The sequence below is a fragment of the Kribbella sp. WER1 genome (genome assembly GCF_054189145.1).
Window position 1 is genome coordinate 475892 of record NZ_CM135186.1, and the last position, 16966, is coordinate 492857.

The 16966-nt window shown below is 70.2% G+C and carries 21 protein-coding genes; 13 read left to right on the plus strand and 8 right to left on the minus strand.

Translation table 11 applies throughout. The annotated features are described in order from the left end of the window. The first annotated feature begins 114 nt into the window (after positions 1-114). The gene (locus ACXJJ3_RS02335) at positions 115-633 is read left to right on the plus strand and encodes an SPFH domain-containing protein (RefSeq protein WP_458168186.1); all 519 of its coding nucleotides are present in this window, start codon (positions 115-117) and stop codon (positions 631-633) included. On the opposite strand, the gene ACXJJ3_RS02340 is transcribed toward ACXJJ3_RS02335, so the two are convergent. The 6 genes from ACXJJ3_RS02340 to ACXJJ3_RS02365 all read right to left on the minus strand — a co-directional run bounded on the left by ACXJJ3_RS02340 (position 621) and on the right by ACXJJ3_RS02365 (position 4774). Then, complete coding sequence (locus ACXJJ3_RS02340; protein ID WP_458168187.1) at positions 621-1907, minus strand: SLC13 family permease; 1287 nt, start codon at positions 1905-1907, stop codon at positions 621-623. The genes ACXJJ3_RS02335 and ACXJJ3_RS02340 overlap by 13 nt on opposite strands. After that, positions 1904-2404 carry a CBS domain-containing protein gene (locus ACXJJ3_RS02345; protein ID WP_458168188.1) on the minus strand — a complete coding sequence of 167 codons (501 nt, stop codon included), beginning with the start codon at positions 2402-2404 and terminating at the stop codon, positions 1904-1906. Before ACXJJ3_RS02345 ends, ACXJJ3_RS02340 begins: the two co-directional genes overlap by 4 nt. 101 nt (positions 2405-2505) lie before the next feature. Continuing rightward, positions 2506-3072 (minus strand): hypothetical protein, encoded by a 567-nt coding sequence (locus ACXJJ3_RS02350; RefSeq protein WP_458168189.1) that lies wholly within the window; start codon positions 3070-3072, stop codon positions 2506-2508. Position 3073: 1 nt separating this feature from the next. Beyond that, complete coding sequence (locus ACXJJ3_RS02355; RefSeq protein ID WP_458168190.1) at positions 3074-4036, minus strand: Asp23/Gls24 family envelope stress response protein; 963 nt, start codon at positions 4034-4036, stop codon at positions 3074-3076. A 19-nt stretch (positions 4037-4055) separates the two neighbouring features. Beyond that, positions 4056-4238 (minus strand): hypothetical protein, encoded by a 183-nt coding sequence (locus ACXJJ3_RS02360; RefSeq protein ID WP_209695774.1) that lies wholly within the window; start codon positions 4236-4238, stop codon positions 4056-4058. Positions 4239-4267: 29 nt separating this feature from the next. Further along, positions 4268-4774, minus strand: coding sequence for an Asp23/Gls24 family envelope stress response protein (locus tag ACXJJ3_RS02365; protein ID WP_458168192.1), 507 nt, complete (start codon positions 4772-4774; stop codon positions 4268-4270). 174 nt (positions 4775-4948) lie between these two features. Between ACXJJ3_RS02365 and ACXJJ3_RS02370 the strand changes: the two genes are divergently transcribed. From ACXJJ3_RS02370 to ACXJJ3_RS02385, 4 genes are read left to right on the plus strand one after another with little or no spacing between them, the layout of a single operon-like run. Continuing rightward, positions 4949-5503, plus strand: a complete 555-nt coding sequence (locus ACXJJ3_RS02370) for an RNA polymerase sigma factor (protein WP_458168193.1) — start codon at positions 4949-4951, stop codon at positions 5501-5503. Beyond that, a complete protein-coding gene (locus ACXJJ3_RS02375; protein ID WP_458168194.1) occupies positions 5494-6036 on the plus strand; it encodes a hypothetical protein in 543 nt (180 codons plus the stop codon). Before ACXJJ3_RS02370 ends, ACXJJ3_RS02375 begins: the two co-directional genes overlap by 10 nt. After that, positions 6018-6437, plus strand: coding sequence for a hypothetical protein (locus ACXJJ3_RS02380; protein ID WP_458168195.1), 420 nt, complete (start codon positions 6018-6020; stop codon positions 6435-6437). The genes ACXJJ3_RS02375 and ACXJJ3_RS02380 overlap by 19 nt, the downstream gene beginning before the upstream one ends. 9 nt (positions 6438-6446) lie before the next feature. After that, positions 6447-8534 carry a glycoside hydrolase family 2 protein gene (locus ACXJJ3_RS02385; RefSeq protein WP_458168196.1) on the plus strand — a complete coding sequence of 696 codons (2088 nt, stop codon included), beginning with the start codon at positions 6447-6449 and terminating at the stop codon, positions 8532-8534. On the opposite strand, the gene ACXJJ3_RS02390 is transcribed toward ACXJJ3_RS02385, so the two are convergent. Together ACXJJ3_RS02390 and ACXJJ3_RS02395 are read right to left on the minus strand one after the other, a co-directional pair. Further along, positions 8515-9150, minus strand: a complete 636-nt coding sequence (locus tag ACXJJ3_RS02390) for an alpha/beta fold hydrolase (RefSeq protein ID WP_458168197.1) — start codon at positions 9148-9150, stop codon at positions 8515-8517. The genes ACXJJ3_RS02385 and ACXJJ3_RS02390 overlap by 20 nt on opposite strands. 52 nt (positions 9151-9202) lie before the next feature. Further along, entirely contained in the window at positions 9203-10264 is a 1062-nt protein-coding gene (locus tag ACXJJ3_RS02395; protein ID WP_458168199.1) for a substrate-binding domain-containing protein, read from the minus strand. A gap of 102 nt (positions 10265-10366) precedes the next feature. On the opposite strand from ACXJJ3_RS02395, the gene ACXJJ3_RS02400 reads away from it, so the two are divergent. From ACXJJ3_RS02400 to ACXJJ3_RS02435, 8 genes are all read left to right on the plus strand, one after another. After that, a complete protein-coding gene (locus ACXJJ3_RS02400; RefSeq protein WP_458168200.1) occupies positions 10367-10750 on the plus strand; it encodes a MarR family winged helix-turn-helix transcriptional regulator in 384 nt (127 codons plus the stop codon). Between the two features lie 102 nt (positions 10751-10852). After that, on the plus strand, positions 10853-12484 hold the full coding sequence (locus ACXJJ3_RS02405) for a purine-cytosine permease family protein (protein WP_458168201.1): 1632 nt from the start codon (positions 10853-10855) through the stop codon (positions 12482-12484). Then, positions 12481-12783: an urease subunit gamma gene (locus ACXJJ3_RS02410; RefSeq protein WP_458168202.1), complete on the plus strand. Its 303-nt coding sequence runs from the start codon at positions 12481-12483 to the stop codon at positions 12781-12783. Before ACXJJ3_RS02405 ends, ACXJJ3_RS02410 begins: the two co-directional genes overlap by 4 nt. Before the next feature lie 11 nt (positions 12784-12794). Then, entirely contained in the window at positions 12795-13187 is a 393-nt protein-coding gene (gene ureB / locus ACXJJ3_RS02415) for an urease subunit beta (RefSeq protein WP_458168203.1), read from the plus strand. Continuing rightward, on the plus strand, positions 13180-14877 hold the full coding sequence (locus ACXJJ3_RS02420) for an urease subunit alpha (protein ID WP_458168204.1): 1698 nt from the start codon (positions 13180-13182) through the stop codon (positions 14875-14877). The genes ureB and ACXJJ3_RS02420 overlap by 8 nt, the downstream gene beginning before the upstream one ends. Continuing rightward, complete coding sequence (locus tag ACXJJ3_RS02425; RefSeq protein ID WP_458168205.1) at positions 14877-15641, plus strand: urease accessory protein UreF; 765 nt, start codon at positions 14877-14879, stop codon at positions 15639-15641. Before ACXJJ3_RS02420 ends, ACXJJ3_RS02425 begins: the two co-directional genes overlap by 1 nt. Beyond that, positions 15634-16335, plus strand: coding sequence for an urease accessory protein UreG (ureG, locus tag ACXJJ3_RS02430; RefSeq protein WP_458168206.1), 702 nt, complete (start codon positions 15634-15636; stop codon positions 16333-16335). The genes ACXJJ3_RS02425 and ureG overlap by 8 nt, the downstream gene beginning before the upstream one ends. Further along, positions 16319-16963, plus strand: coding sequence for an urease accessory protein UreD (locus ACXJJ3_RS02435; protein WP_458168207.1), 645 nt, complete (start codon positions 16319-16321; stop codon positions 16961-16963). The genes ureG and ACXJJ3_RS02435 overlap by 17 nt, the downstream gene beginning before the upstream one ends. Positions 16964-16966: the final 3 nt, after the last annotated feature.

A 16966-nucleotide genomic window follows, 5' to 3' on the forward strand; every position in this document is an offset into this window, starting at 1 on the left:
AAAGTGGGTGCCAGCACTCATACCGCCGCCCTCGGCGGCCGAGCAGACTGGAGCTGCGGCGAGGCGTGCTGACGGGGGCCGCCTCGCCGCAACCACACGGCTCCGGGAGGCAGCATGCTGTTCACACCGTCGGCGATTCTCGTCGCACTCGTCGTTCTCGCGGCCGTGGCCGCCGTCGAACCCCGGCTGGTCCCCCGCGACCGCCTGCTGGTCGTACTGCGGGCCGGCCGCGCCGAGCGGGTGATCAGCTCCGGACCCGCCGTCCGGCTGCCGTTGGTCGAGCAGTACGTCTGGTTGCCGAAGGCATCCACCCGGTACCCGCTCGCGGTCGGTACCCGCAGCCGCGAAGGCGTCGAGGTCCGGGTCGCCGCCGATGTCCGGCTCGCGATCACCGATCCGGCCGCCGCCGTCGAGCACACGCCGCGCCCGCTCGACCTCGCCCTCGACGAGCTCGAGCGGGCACTGATCCGGACCGTCGCCCGCCACGACGTCACCGCCCTCGCGGACCTGCCGTCGACCCTCGAACTCGCGGTCGACGTACCGGGTGTCCGGGTGGTCGCGGTGCACGTCGGCAGCGTGGAGATCGCGCTCACGCCGTACGCGCTCCGCTCGGTCGGCGGTCAGACGAAGTAGCGCAGCCACACGTACACCCAGGCCAGTCCGATGCTCAGCGCGGTCACGACCACGCCGTACCGGGTGAACTGCCAGAACGTGATGTGGTGCCCGCTGCGCGACGCGATGCCGAGGGCAACCACGTTCGCGCTCGCCGCCACCGCCGTACCGTTGCCGCCGAAGTCGGCGCCGAGCGCGAACGCCCACCACAACGCCTTCCCGGTCTGCGGCTCCTGCTCGACCACGCCCTCCACCACCGGCGTCATCGTGGCGACGTACGGGATGTTGTCGAAGAACGCGCCCAGGACGCCGGAGCCGAACAGCAGAGCGGTTGCCGCCAGCAAGTACCGGTCGCCGATCGCGGCCACCGCCCAGTCGCCGATCGCCTCGATCACGCCGGTGTGGGTGAGTCCGGACACCATCACGAACAGGCCCATGAAGAACACCAGCGTCGCCCACTCGACCTCCCGCAGTACCTCGCCGACGTCCGCCTTCGACACCAGTACCATCACGCCGGCACCGATCAGCGCGACCAGCGACGGCTCCAGGTGCAGGACCGAGTGCAGCGAGAACGCGGCCACCATCAGCCCGAGGACGATCAGGCACTTCACCAGCAGCCACGGATCTCGGATCGCGCGCCGCTCCTGCAGCGCGAGCACGGCCGCAACCTGCTCCGGGTTGAACCGGAAGTCCTTGCGGAACAGGAACCGCGACAGCACCACGAACAGCACGAACACGACCACCACGATCGGCGTCATGTGCACCAGGAAGTCGTTGAACGACAGGCCGGCACGACTGCCGATGATGATGTTCGGCGGATCCCCGATCAGGGTCGCGGCACCGCCGATGTTGGACGCCAGTACCTCCGCGATCAGGTACGGCTGCGGCCGGATCCGGAGCCGCTCGCAGACCACGATCGTCACCGGTGCGACCAGCATGATCGTGGTCACGTTGTCCAGGAACGGCGACGCGACCGCGGTGATCAGCATCAACAGCACCATCAGCCGGTACGGCTGGCCACGGGACCGTTTCGCGGCCCAGATGCCGAGGTAGTCGAAGACCCCGGTCTGCTTCACGATCCCGATCACGACCATCATGCCGAGCAGCAGGAAGATCACGTTCCAGTCGATCCCGGCATGCTCGGAGAAGAACACCTCGGTGCCCGGCGCGAGCCCGAGGACCAGCATCGCGGCGGCGCCGATCAGCACCACCTTGACCTTGTCGGCCTTCTCGGTCGCGATGAAGAAGAACGCCAGGCCGAAGATCACCAACGCGACGAGTGGCCTCACGCTCACCCCGGCGGCTGGTCCTCGAGCCCGGCGACCGCCAGGCTCGTCAGCAGGCGGTCCAGCGTGATCACGCCGGTCAGGACGCGATCCGTACTGACCACCGCGATCAGCGGGCTGCGGCCGCGCGCCATCAGGGCGGCGATCTCCAGCAGCGTCGCGTCCTCGGTCAGCGTCAACGGCCGCGCCACCGGACGCGGGAGGCAGTCGCCCACCGTCAGGCCGCCGAGCTCACGCCAGAACCCGTCGGCCGACGACTCGTCGACGGTCCGGGACAGCATCGGGTCGTCCTGGTACGCCGCCGGGATGCTCAGCCGCAGTACCTGGGATCCCGGAAGCACCGCGACCGGACGGCCCGCATGGTCGACCACCACCAGGCCGGGCAGTCGGCCGACCGCCATCAGCTGCACCGCCTTGACCACCGGATCGGCCACCGTGACCGTCGGCAGCCGTACCGCTATGTCCACGGCCCGCATCGGCGCCCCTTGCCCAATCGCAACACTCACCAGACCTCCCCTGACGGCGTACTCAGACGTACTCAGGAGTCAAGTCTTGTGGCCGGGGCCGTGCGCAACCATGGGGTCCACACCCCAACTTCGGGGTGTGATTACACGACGCGTGCGGGTGCTGCGGTCTTGTCGTTGCGGGCGACGCGGAGGCGTACGCGGTGCCGCAGCCGCGGGAGGCCGAGTACTTCGTGGAGGTCGGCTGCTGCTTCGGCGACTGCTGCCGTGACCGTGTCCAGGTCGGCGCTCGGCTCGATCGTGCACTGCAGTTCGGCGACCAGCTGGCCGCGGTCGGTGACCACTCGACCGGAGGCGTCGCGGATCTCCGGGAGCGCGGAGAGGTCGGTCGCCGCTGCTGCTACTGCCGCATGCGCGTCCGCGGACAGGCCTCCGTGCTGCTTGTCGTCGGACAGGTGGAAGTGGCCGTTCACCCGGCGGGGCAGGTGTGCCGCGAGCCACCACAGGCCGATGAGCGCGATGACGATGCCCGCGGCACCTGTTGCCCACGGCCACCATGATGCCTGGGTGTGGTCCGGCGGGGTTTGCACTGTTAGGCGGTGCGGCGTGCCGGCGTGCCACCAGAGGAGCGCGAGTGCGCCGGCTGCGATCAGGATCAGGGCGACCAGGACGCCGACCGTACGGTCCAAGGCGATGATTCCGCGGCGCATGTCACTCCTCCCTCAGGTCGACGCGTACGCGGGGCTGTGGGGTGACGGATCGGAGACGGTCGGCGATCGTCGCCTGGACCTCGTCGTGCACGCGCTTCGGGCTCCCGAACATGGTCACCGTTGCCTGCAAGCGCCGTCGCTTGGCGACCACCGACGCGGCCGTCACCGAATCCACCCGCGATGCACTGTCGGCCGCAAGCCGCGCGGCTGCCGCCGGCCGGATCCACACGAGGTCACCCACCTGCAGATGCGTGCGCCGCCGCGGCTTCACCGCCAGCACCAGCACCACAAGCCCCACGACAACAGCCGCGATCCCCGCCACCCGCATCCAGTCTCCCGGCTCAACCACCACGGTCCGCCCGAACCAGTCCGCCGGAATCACCTGCCCGCGCAACAACCCGGTTGCCCGCAACATCTCAGCAACCCCCACCACCCCAACTCCAACCAACACCAAGGCCCCCACAACCCCAAACCCCCACACCCCAGCCCCCGCCACCGGCCCCCTCGCCGCCACCGCGGAGAAGGCAGAGGACACGCCCCGCTCCCCCACCGCGGCCCGCGGCCGCGCAGCCCCTCGCGCGCCGGCACCCTGCTCCTCGGCCCCTCGCACCGCCGGAGCATGATCCTCGGCGGGGCGGGCCTCGACTGCTGTGATGTCTACGTCGACTCGGTCGACGCCGAGGCCGGTGAAGCGTTCTACGTCTTCGGTGACGGCCTGCTGCACCTCCGCGGCCACCTCCGCCAGCGGGCGGCCCCAGGCGGCGGCCACCTGCAGCTCGATCCGGGTACGACGTCCCGCGACGACCGCCCGCGCCTTCGGCAACCCGCGGCCCAGTACGCCATCCCGCCGGACCACCCCGCCGTGCCTCCGCGCGGTGATCTCCGCGATCCGTTCGACCGCCCGTTGAGCGATTTCGAGCCGCCCTCGATCACCCCCGTACGCGACCGAGGACGGCTCTGTCACGGGCGCGACGGTGGCTGCGTCAGCCACGGCCACGGCGCGAGATCAGGTCGTCGATGCCCTTCGTCCCGTCGGACAGGAAGCGGCCGACGACGAGCCCGACCGCGCCCAGGACGAGCGCGAGCAGGAAGCCGGGAAACCCGCCGGCCGCGGCGGCGATGGCGATCAGCAGACCGGCGAACAGACCGATGGTCGACGTGCTCACGTGCTCTCCTCAGGGATTCGGGGTAGTGACTACTGGACCCGGCGCTCGGCCGGGGCTTCCGCGGTGTCGTCGTCGTCCTCGTCGTCGCCTTCCAGGTGCACGTCGCTGACCGCGATGTTCACCTCGGTGACCTCGAGCCCGGTCATCCGCTCGACAGCGCCGATCACGTTCCGGCGGATCGCGTCGGCGAGGTCGGCGATGCTTACGCCGTACTCGGCGACCAGCTCGATGTCGACGGCCGCCTGCTTCTCGCCGACCTCCACCGAGACGCCCTGGGACAGGTTGGTCCGGGAACCTGGGATCCGCTCGCGGAGCAGTCCGACCGCGCGGGCCGCGCCGCCGCCGAGCGCGTGCACGCCCTCGATCTCGCGGGTCGCGATCCCGGCGATCTTCGAGACCACGATGTCGGCGATCGTGGTCTTCCCGGTGGCGTCGGCCCCGCCGGCGGTTCCGGTGCCATCGGCAACGATGTCCTTCGGCGCCGGGTCGGCGCCCCGGCGGGCGGTGGTCTTGCCGGCTGTCACGGTCTCGGTCATCGGACGATGCCTTTCTGGTCAGCGGTTGTGCCCGTACGACGGTTGGACGACAGCCCGCAGCGATTCGTCACGCGCCGGACAAGAGTGACATGTCTCACGCCGTCGATCCGGGAGGTTACCGTGACAGGTGTGCCTTCGGTGTCGTCCTCACAACATGAACCTCCTGGATCCGCGATGAGCGGCGGTCCGGCGCTCATCGAGCTGGACGAAGCGACCCTGGTCGCGCGCGCCCGCGACCGTGACGCGGGCTCGTTCGAGCTGCTCGTGCGCCGGTACCAGCGCCGGATCTACACGCTCTGCCTGCGGATGCTCGACGGCGCCAGCGGCGAGGCCGAGGACATCACGCAGGAAACGTTCGTCACGGCGTGGCGCCGGCTGCCCGAGATCCAGAACGACGCGGCGTTCGGCGGCTGGCTCTACCGGACCGCGACGAACAAGTGCCTGACCGTGCTGCAGCGCCGCCGGCCTACCGTTGACCTGGACGAACACCATCCGGCGACGGACGCCGACCCGGCCCGGACGGCGGGCACGAGCGCCGCGATGGATGCGCTCTCACAGGCGCTCCGGCAGTTGCCGCCGCAGCAACGGGCCTGCTGGCTGCTGCGTGAGGTGCACGGCCGCTCGTACCAGGAGATCGCCGAACTGGTCGGTACGACGCCGACCGCCGTCCGCGGACGGATAGCCAGAGCCCGCGCCGAGCTCGCGGAGGTGATGAAGCCATGGAGGTGACCGACCTGCACCCGCTGGCCTGTGGCCGGACGGTCGAGGACGTGTGGGAGGACCTCGACAGCGGTACGCCGAGCGCGCACCTGGCCGAGTGCCCGCACTGCCGGACGGCCCGCGCCGGCCTGGAACAGCTGGCCGCGGCGACGGCCGTGCTGATCGACGACCCGGTCGACGTACCGACCGGTCTGCTGGACCGGATCATGACCGCGGTTCGCGCGGACGTGAACCTCGGCCGGACGCTCCCGCTCGGGTCCGCGGACGTGGAGCTGTCGGTGCCGGCGCTGGCCGCCGTCCTGCGGTACGCCGTCGACGCCGTGCCCGGGATCCGCGCCCGGCAGTGCCGGATCGAACTGGTCGACGGCCGGCCCGACACGGTCCGGGTGTCGATGACGGTCGCGCTGAAGTTCGGCGCCGGGCAGGTGGATGCGCTCGCGGCGGCTCGCGCACGGGCCGCGACCGCGCTGGAGGCCCAGATCGGGTACGTCGTCGAGAGCCTCGACTTCGAGGTGGTCGACGTGTGGACGGACCCGCGGTGACGCCGGACGGCCTCGACGACGCGAACGACGTGGACGACGTGGACGACGTCGCCGATGCGGTGGCGTTGGCGGAGGTCGCGGCGGTCGCGGCTCGTGGGGTGGCCGGTGTGGTGCGTTTGCAGCCGGGGCTGGTCGGCTTGCTGAAGCAGCTTGCGGCGCAGGCCTGGGAGCGGGCGTCCGGCCGGCCGGTTCCTGACATCGCGGGGATCGACGTCGAGGTGCATCCCGATGGACGGATCCAGATCGGCGCCCGGATCGTGACCGCTGCGACCCATCGCGCGGCGGACGTGGGTGCCGGCGTGCATGACGCGATCAGCAGCGCGATCGTGGCGTTGACTGGGAAGGAGCCGCAGGTCCGCGTCCGCATCGTCGAGATCGCGCTCGAACCACACCGCCTTTAGGGTCGTCGTATGGGCGAATGGCAGTTCGGGCGGATGACCGACGACAGCGTGTTCGAGGCCGTGACGTTGCCGCACACCGTCGTACCGCTGTCGTGGCGGGACTGGGACGCCGCCGCCTGGGAGGACCTCTGGTGCTACCGGCGCTCGGTCGACGTACCGGCCGACGCGCAGCGGGTATTCGTCGACGTGGACGGCGCACTGCATGCCGCCTCCGTCTATCTGAACGGCGAGCCGGCCGGATCGCAGGGGGGCGGATACCTCGCGCATTCGTACGAGGTGACCGCGCTCGTCCGGCCCGGCGCGAACCTGCTCGAGGTAGTCGTCGACGCCCGCTGGCTGCCGATCCCGCCGAACGGCCACCCGGACGGGCACGGCGCCGTCGACTACTACCAGCCCGGCGGCATCTCGCGCTCCGTCGACGTCCGGTTCGAGCCGGCCACCTTCATCTCCGACGTGTACGCCCGCCCGCTCGACGTCCTCGACCCGTCCGCCCGCCGCCTCGAAGTGACCTGCACCCTCGACGGCGACCCCGAGCAGGTCGGCGTAGAGCTCCGGGCTCCCGGCGGACGCGTGATCGCCGCCGGATCCGGGACTCACCTGACGCTGCGGGACCTCGACGTACAGCTCTGGTCGCCCGACTCCCCCACGCTGTACGACGTCGTCGCGCGGCTCGGCAACGGCAGCCAACGGACCGTCCGGATCGGCTTCCGCGAGGCGCGCTTCGAGGTCGACGGGTTCTCCCTCAACGGCACCCGGCTCGAGCTGTTCGGCCTGAACCGGCACCAGATCTTCCCGTGGACCGGCATGGCGATGCCCGATCGCGTCCAGCGCCGCGACGCCGAGATCCTCCGCAACGAGCTGAACTGCACGATGGTCCGCTGCGCCCACTACCCGCAGTCCCCCGCGTTCCTGGACGCCTGCGACGAGCTCGGGCTGCTGGTGTTCGAGGAGATCCCCGGCTGGCAGTACGTCGGCGACGCCGCCTGGCAGGACCTGGTGGTCGCCGACGTCGAGCGGATGATCCGCCGCGACCGCAACCGCCCGTCAGTGGTCGTCTGGGGCGTCCGCGTCAACGAGTCCGCGAACTACCCGGAGCTGTACCTGCGTACCCAGAAGGCCGCGAAGGAGCTCGACCCGGACCGCGCGACGAGTGGCGCGATGGTCGCCGGGGAGTACTCGACGGACGCGTTCCACCAGGACGTGTTCGCGTACAACGACTACGCCCACGACGACACCGGCGCGACCCTGCTCGAACCGTTGCCGGACATCCCGTACCTGGTCACCGAGGCGATCGGCTCACTCGCCGGACCGCACTTCTACCGGCGCACCGATCCGCAGGAGGTCCAGGCCCGGCAGGCGTTCCTGCACGCCCAGGTGCACCAGCAGGCGGCTGTCGACGACCGGTACCTCGGCGTGGTCGCCTGGCAGGCGTTCGACTACGACTCCGAGAACGGCTGGGTCGACCATCGCCTGAAGTGCAACGGCGTCGCCGACACGTTCCGGATCCCGAAGCTCGGCGCGGCAATCTACCGGTCGCAGGTCCCGCCGTCACGACGGCCGGTGATCGCGCCCGCCTTCTACTGGGACGATTCCGCGCCGGACGAGCTGATGATCTGCTCGAACTGCTCGACCCTCGAGGTGTTCCTGGACGGCGAACTGGTGGCGACGGTACACCCCGACACCGAACGCTTCGGCGGGCTGCCGTACCCGCCGTCCTTCCTGCCCCACCCCGGACCGGGCGAGCTCCGGATCGACGGGTACGTCGACACGCACCGGGTGATCAGCAGCAGCTTCTCCCCCGCACTCGACCGGCTGCAACTGGTTGCCGACGACACCGAGATCGTGGCCGATGGCACCGACCTGACGCGAGTGGTGCTACAGGCAACAGATGCCCACGGCAACCCCCTGCCCGCGACCGGCACCGTGACCTTCGAGCTCGACGGACCGGGTCAGCTCGTCGGCGACGCCGGCTTCCCGCTGGAGTCCAACGGCGGCGCGGTCGCGGTGTGGGTGCGGGCGAACGAGCCCGGCCGCATCGACCTCACCGCGACCCACCCGACGCTCGGCACCGCATCCGTCACCGTGACGGCAGTCTGAGCCACCCACTCAGCGCGGTCGCGAGCGCCACCGGTGCGTCGTACTGGATCAGGTGTCCCGCGTCCGGGATCTCGGCGTACGCCGCCCCCTGGATCAACCCCGCGAGCCGGCGACCGGTCTCGGTCGGGATCCACGCGTCGTCGCGTCCCCACACGACCTGCACCGGGACCGTCAGCTCGCCGAGCAGCCGCTCGTTCGTGACCAGGAACTCCTCGTCGTACTGCGCGATCTGCCGGTAGAACGCCGACTGCCCGACGTCCGTGCACCAGGGGCCGAGCAGCTCCGCCAGCTCCTCATCCCGCAGCCCGCGATGACTCGCCGCGCTCACGTACGCCCGCAGGATCGCCTCGTGGATGTACGCCGGCAGCTCGCCAAACGTCTCCGGGTGCTCCTTCACGAACCGGAAGAACGCCGACCCGCTCGGCGGGATCGCCACCACGTCGACGAGCATCAACGACGCGTACGCCGCCTTCTCGACCAGCGTCGCGCGCAACGAGACCGCGCCGCCGAAGTCGTGCGCGACGACCTGCGGCCGGTCCAGCTCCCAGTACTCGAGCAGCGCCGCGAACGCCCGGGCCTGCCGATCCGTTCCCAGGCGATCTCTCGTCCGTCCCATCCGAACCGTTCGTCCATGCACTCCACCTAACCATAGGAACGGCTCGCAACGGTTAGCTGAGGTGGGCGATCTGCTCCTGGACGCGGAACTCCAGACCGTCCGCGACCGCCAGGTACACGTCCTGGTCGACCAGGTTCCCGTCGAGGCGGAGCAGCCCGCGCGGGCTGTCGTAGAAGTGCCCCGACGGCAGCCCCGCCGACACTGCCACGGATCCGTTGATCTCGCCGAGCCGGGCGAGGAAGCGGATCGCCTCGTAGCAGGATTCGCCGACCGCGTTGAGCGCCGGAGCGTACGGCCCGAAGCGGGCGTAGTACCCCCGGGCGAACTCGCTGCTCTCCACCGTCGGCAGCCCGTCGAAGTACGCCGCGGCCGCATAGACCCCGTCGTTCGCGCCCGCTCCGGCGCCGAGCAGCGTGTTCTCCTCGACCGCGGGACTCAGCCGGACCATCCGCTCACTCAACCCACCGGCCGCGAACTGGCGGTTGAAGTGCACCGCATCCTGCCCCATCAGCAGCATGATCACGCCGTCCGCAGCGGTTGCCCGCAGCCCGTCGATCACGTCCCGGAAGTTCGACGTACCGAGGGGCACGTACGCCGAGTGCACGATCTCGGAACCCGTTCCCTGCAAGGCTTCTCGCGCCACCGAGCCCGTCACACGCGGGTACACGTAGTCGTTGCCGACGACAACCCAACGCCGGGCACCGAGGTGCTCACGCAACCAATGCGTTGCCGGGAGCAACTGGTTCACCGGCCGCTCGCCGAGCATGAACACGCCGGGCGTGTCGTCGGCGCCCTCGTGCATCGCGGCGAACGCGTACACCACCTGCCCGCCGATCCGCCGCGTCAGCGCGACCCGGACCGCCGAGATGTGCCAGCCGGCCACCGCCTCGACTCGTCCCGCGTCGACGAGCCGCCCGACCTCTTCGGCGACCACAGCAGGCGCCCGGCCCGCGTCCACCTGGACGAGTTCGACGGCTCGCCCGGCGATGCCGTTCGCCGCGTTCAACTGCTCGACGGCCAGCTGACCACACGCCAGACAGGACGGCCCGTAGATCCCGGTCGGACCCTGCTGCGGCACGACGAAGGCGATCGGCAGTACGTCGGTCCGCCGCACCGTCCACCTCCTCCGGGTCGCCGTTCAGTCTGACCGAACCGCAGGCGGATGTTCGAGTGAACCGGCTATATTCCCAGCACCTGAACCTGGAAGGGGGCCGGCGTGCTGCTCCTGCTGAAGCGGATCGAGCGACAACTCGAGCTCGGGCTGCAGCCGCTGCTCGACGAGTTCGGGCTGACGATCGAGCAGTGGCGGATCATGGCCGCGCTCCGCGAGGAGCCCGGCCGGCCGATGTCGCTGCTGGCTGAGTCCGCCGTACTGCCCGCCGCCAGCCTCACCCGGCACGTCGACAAGCTGGTCGAACGCGGGCTGGTCCTGCGCCGCATCCACCCGGACGACAAACGCCGGATCGTCGCGGCACTCTCCCCCGTCGGCGGCACCGTCGCCGAGCGGATCGGCGGCGTCCAGCAGGACCTCGAGGCGGATCTGGCGAAGTACTTCCAACTGGAAATACGCGAACGTAGCAGCTCGGCAACACCGCGGTAACACGGCGTTCCTAGGTTCCTTCCATTCGGGTGCATCCCCCGCCGGCAGCGTCGCCGGCCCGCCGGAGCACCGCCCGCCCGAAGGTGCCGCAGGAGTTCCGCCATGACTGTTGAACCCACGCTGGACCACCGCACCCACGCAGCTCCCACCACCGCGACCCGCGAGACGCTCGAGGACTACACGCTCCGGTTCGCTCCGCGCAGCTACCGGAAATGGTCGACCGGCGTCGTCGCGGTCTCCGCCCTCGGCGGCATCGCGTACCTCGCCGACTTCGCGATCGGCGCGAACATCGGGATCTCGTACGGGACCACGAACGCGCTCTGGGGCATCGCGATCTTCGCCGTCGTGATCTTCGCGAGCGGTCTGCCGCTGGCGTACTACGCCGCCCGGTACAACATCGACCTCGACCTGATCACCCGCGGCAGCGGCTTCGGGTACTACGGGTCCGTCGTCACCAACGTGATCTTCGCGTCGTTCACGTTCATCTTCTTCGCGCTCGAAGGCTCGATCATGGCGCAGGGCCTGTACCTCGGGCTGCACGTACCGCTATGGCTCGGGTACGCCGTGTCCACGCTGGTGATCTTCCCGCTGGTGATCTACGGGATGAAGGTGCTGTCCACGCTGCAGGTCTGGACCACACCACTCTGGCTGATCCTCATGGTGCTGCCGTTCTGCTACCTGCTCGTCTCGCACCCGTCGTCGGTGTCGACGTTCTTCTCGTACGGTCCGGACGCCGACTTCGGGTCGATGCTGCTCGCCGCGGGCGTCTGCCTGTCGCTGATCGCGCAGATCGCCGAGCAGATCGACTATCTCCGGTTCATGCCGCCGAAGACGCCGGAGAACTCGCGGCGGTGGTGGACCGCGATGCTGCTCGCCGGGCCGGGCTGGGTGATCTTCGGCGCGATCAAGCAGGTGATCGGGCTGTTCCTCGCGGTCTACATCATCGCCCAGGTCGACGGCGGTACCGCGATCGCGAACCAGCCGGTGCACCAGTTCCTCGAGATCTACCGCGGGTTCCTGCCCGGGTGGCTGGCGATGACGCTGGCCGTCGTACTCGTGGTGATCAGCCAGGTGAAGATCAACGTCACCAACGCCTACTCCGGCTCGCTGGCCTGGACGAACTCGTACACCCGGCTGACCCGGCACTACCCCGGACGGCTGGTGTTCCTCGGGTTCAACCTGGTGATCGCGCTGGTGCTGATGGAGGCGAACATGTTCGACTTCCTGAACACGATCCTCGGGTTCTACGCGAACTGCGGGATGGCCTGGATCGTGGTGGTCGCCTCGGACATCGTGTTCAACAAGTACCTGCTCAAGCTGTCGCCGCTGGCGCCGGAGTTCCGCCGCGGCATGCTGTACGCCGTGAACCCGGTCGGCTTCGTGTCGATGGCGCTGGCCGCGGGCGTGTCGATCATCGTGTTCTTCGGCGGCCTCGGACCCGCGATCAAGCCGTACTCACCACTCGTCGCGATCGGACTCGCCGTCGTACTGCCGCCGGTCCTCGCCATCGCCACCCGCGGAAAGTACTACCTACGCCGCGCCGACGACGGGCTCAACCTCCCGATGTACGACGACCACGGCAACCCGTCGGGCGAGCTCCTGACGTGTCACGTGTGCCGCCACGAATACGAACGCCCAGACATGACCGCCTGCGTCACCCACGACGCCGCAGTCTGTTCCCTCTGCCTGAGCACGGACAAGCTCGCCGACCACGTTCTACCGTTGCAGTCATGAACTTCACCCCCGCCGACGTCGAGAAGCTGCTGCTCTCCGTGGCCGGCATGGTCGCTCGCGACCGGCTGGCCCGGGGAGTGCTGCTCAACCACCCCGAGGCCGTCGCACTGCTCAGCACCTGGGTCATCGAACGCGCCCGCGAAGGCGCACGCGTCGCCGACCTGATGGAGTCGGGGCGGACCGTCCTCACTCGCGAGCAGGTGATGCCCGGCGTCGCCGAACTCCTCCACGACGTCCAGGTCGAAGCAACCTTCCCGGACGGCCGCAAGCTCGTGACTATCCACAACCCGATCATTTGAGGGCAGACGCCATGGCCGACGAAAGTACACTTAGCAAGGAAGAGCAGGGGGCGGAGGCGTCAGCCGCCCCGCCTGGGGCAGTTCGGGTCAGGCCAGGCACGATCGTGCTGAACGCCGATCGGACGGACGGCGAGCGGCTGCGGCTGGTGGTCGTGAACGCGGGCGACCGGCCCATCCAGATCGGCTCGCACCTGCATCTGCCGGATGCGAACAGCGCGCTGGAGTTCGACCGGGAGGCGGCGCGCGGGTTCCGGCTGGACATACCGTCGGGTACGTCGCAGCGGTTCGAGCCCGGCGCGTCGCGGGAGGTCGCGCTGGTCGCGCTGCGCGGGAACCGGCGGGTGCCGGGGATCCAGGCGAAGGCGGCGGCGGACGCCGAGCTCGGGCCGGTGAGCCGTGGCTGAGATCTCCCGGGCCGCGTACGCCGCCTTGTACGGCCCGACCGTCGGCGACCAGGTGCGGCTCGGGGACACCGACCTGTGGGTCGAGGTCGAGCAGGACCTGACCGCCGGCGGCGAGGAGGTCGTGTTCGGCGGCGGGAAGTCGATCCGCGAGTCGATGGCGCAGGGTACGGCGACCCGCGCGGACGGAGCGCCCGACACCGTCATCACCAACGTGCTCGTCGTCGACTGGTGGGGCATCGTCCGGGCCGACGTCGGGATCCGCGACGGGCGGATCGTCGCGCTCGGCCGGGCCGGCAACCCCGACATCGCCGACGGCGTCGACCCGGACCTCCGGATCGGGCCGTCGACCGACGTGATCGCCGGCGAGGGACGGATCCTGACCGCGGGCGCGATCGACTCGCACGTCCACCTGCTCTCCCCGTCCCAGCTGCACGAGGCGCTCGCCACCGGCATCACCACGATCGTCGGCGGCGGTACCGGTCCGAGCGAGGGGTCGAAGGCCACCACCGTCACCCCGGGCGCCTGGCATCTCGAGAAGATGCATCGCGCGCTGGACGCCGTACCGCTGAATGTCCTGCTGCTCGGCAAGGGCAACACGGTCAGCGCCGAGGCGCTCGCCGAGCAGGCGCTCGCGGGCGCGGCCGGGTACAAGGTGCACGAGGACTGGGGGTCGACGCCCGCGGCCATCGACTCGGCTCTGCGCGCGGCGGACGAGTGGGGTCTCCAGGTCGCCCTGCACGCGGACAGCCTGAACGAGGCCGGGTACGTCGAGTCCACGCTGAACGCGATCGCCGGGCGCGGCATCCACGCGTTCCACGTCGAGGGCGCGGGCGGTGGGCACGCGCCGGACATCCTGTCGATCGCGTCGTACCCGCATGTCATCCCGGGCTCGACGAACCCGACGCTGCCGCACACGGTCAACACGGTCGCCGAACACCTCGACATGTTGATGGTCTGCCACCATCTCAGCCCGGACGTGCCGGAGGACCTCGCGTTCGCCGAGTCCCGGATCCGCGCCACCACGATCGCTGCCGAGGACGTGCTGCACGACCTCGGCGCGCTCTCGATCACCTCCTCGGACGCGCAGGCGATGGGCCGGATCGGCGAGGTGATCACCCGGACCTGGCAGGTCGCGCACGTGATGAAGCACCGGCGCGGGCCGCTCGGCACGGTCGCGGACAACGAGCGGGTCCGGCGGTACGTCGCGAAGTACACGATCAACCCGGCGATCGCGCACGGCATCGACCACGTCGTCGGATCCGTGGAGGTCGGGAAGCTGGCGGACCTGACGCTGTGGGACCCGGGGTACTTCGGGGTCCGGCCGAACCTGGTGATCAAGGGCGGCGCGATCGTGTGGGCCGGGCTGGGCGACCCGAACGCGTCGATCCCGACGCCGCAGCCGGTGCTGATGCGGCCGACGTTCGGGAACGGGATCGGGGCGGAGCTGTCGTACACGTTCGTGTCGCCGGCCGCGCTGGCGGACGGGCTCGCGGGACGGCTCGGGTTGCGGCGGGAGCTTCTCGGCGTACGGCCGACGCGGGCGGTGACGAAGGCGGACCTGAAGAACAACGACGCGCTGCCGTCGATCGTGATCGATCCGGAGACGTTCGCGATCGAGGTCGACGGCGAGCAGATCGAACCGGCGCCGGCCGCCGTGCTGCCGCTCGCCCAGCTGTATTCGATGTTCTGATGAGCACCCCCGAACTGGTCGCGATGATGCTGGCCGACGGCCGCCTGCCGACCGGCGGTCACACTCAGTCCGCCGGCCTGGAACCCGCCGTGCGCGCGGGCCTCGGTGCCGGCGGCAACCACCTGGAGGACGTTCCTGCGTACGCCCGGGATCGCCTGCGCACCGTCACCCGCGTGGAGGCGGCGGTTGCCGTCGTCACCCGGCACGCCGCCGCCGGCTCGCCTCCACCGAGTCGTGTGAACTGGTCCGGCCCACGTTCGCCGAGTCGTGAGGAATCGCTGGGTTCGGACGACCGATCTCCACGACTCGGCGGAGCGTACGCGGAGGTGGAGCGGGCGTGGGCGGCTCGGGTGGGGAGCCAGGTGGTGCGCGGGGTTTCGCGGCGGCAGGGGCGGTTGCTGCTGCGGCTGGCTGGGCGGGTTTGGCCTGAGGTGCTTACGTATTTGCCGGCAGATCGGGAGGTGCCGCGGCCGATCGTGCTCGGGGTCGTTGCGGCGGTCAACGGGTTGTCGGCGGAGCAGCTGGCGCGGGTGGTTGCATACGAGGATGTGCAGACCGTCGTCTCCGCCTCGCTCAAGCTCCTTCCGGTCGATCCGGCCGACGCGGCCGCCTGGCTTGTCGGGCTGCACGACGACATCGAGCGGCTCGTCAAGGACGTCGCGCCGCTCACCGATCCGGACACGATCCCGGCCGACGGCGCACCGCTGATCGACCTCTTCGCCCACCAGCACGCGACCGAAAGAATGAGGCTGTTCCATGCCTGAGACCCGCTCCTTCCGACTCGGCGTCGCCGGACCCGTCGGCACCGGCAAGAGCTCCCTGATCGCGACCGTCTGCCGTGAGCTGTCCGCCGAACTCCGGCTCGGCGTGATCACCAACGACATCTACACCGACGAGGACGCGCGCCTGCTCAAGTCCGCCGGCGTCCTCGACCCCGAGAGGATCCGCGCGGTCGAGACCGGCGCCTGCCCGCACACCGCGATCCGCGACGACGTCACCCCGAACCTGATCGCGGTCGAGGACCTCGAACGCGACTTCGCCCCGCTCGACATCGTCCTGGTCGAGTCCGGCGGCGACAACCTGACCGCGACGTTCTCCCCCGCGCTCGTCGACGCGCAGATCTTCGTCCTCGACGTGGCCGGCGGCGGCGACGTCGCCCGCAAGGGCGGACCGGGAATCGCCCGCGCCGACCTGCTGATCGTCAACAAGACCGACCTCGCCCCGTACGTCGAGGTGGACGTCGAGCAGATGGTCCGCGACGCCGAAACGGCCCGCGACGGCAAGCCCGTGATCGCCCTGTCCCGCACCGATCCCGCCTCGGTCGCCCGCCTCACGGACTGGGTCCGCGCGATGCGGAACGCCGTACACACAGGTGATCACACGCCCGTCGACCCCGGCCCGATGGCGCCGCACGCCCACACCGGCGAGAACGGCGAGGTCGTTGTCCACACGCATTGAGGTCGTCGCCGACCCGATCCGCGACCGGTGCCTCCTGACCACGGGCCACCTGTCCCCACTTCAGCTGCCCGGCCGCCCCGGCGTCGTACGCGTCGCACTCGTTGCCGCAGGCGCCCTCTTGCTCGCCGGTGACGAAGTACGGATCGAGATCGCAGTCGCCGGCGCCGTCCGTCTGGAGATCGTCGAGACCGCCGGGACAGTTGCCTACGGCATGCGTGGCGGCTCCGCCCGCTGGGACGTCGGCATCACGCTGACCGACGGCGCAAGCCTCCAGTGGTACGCCGAACCGTTCGTCGTCTCCGCCGACGCCGACGTCACGCGGACGACGACCGCGCACCTGACCACCGGCTGTACGGTGCACCTCCGCGAATCGATCGTGCTCGGACGCCAGAACGAGCCGCCCGGGCGCCTCCACACCACCACCCGCGCCTGGCTCGACGACCGACCGCTCCTCGCCGAAGACCTCCAGTTCCGCAACTCCTGGGCGGTTCTCGGCACCGCCCGCTGCCTCGACACCGTCACCACCCTCGGCTTCCGCTTACCCGACGACCCGCAGACCCTCCAGCTCGAAGGCCCCGGCTCCATCGCCCGTCAACTGCTCGACCAGCAACACGAAAGCACCCTCTGAGAT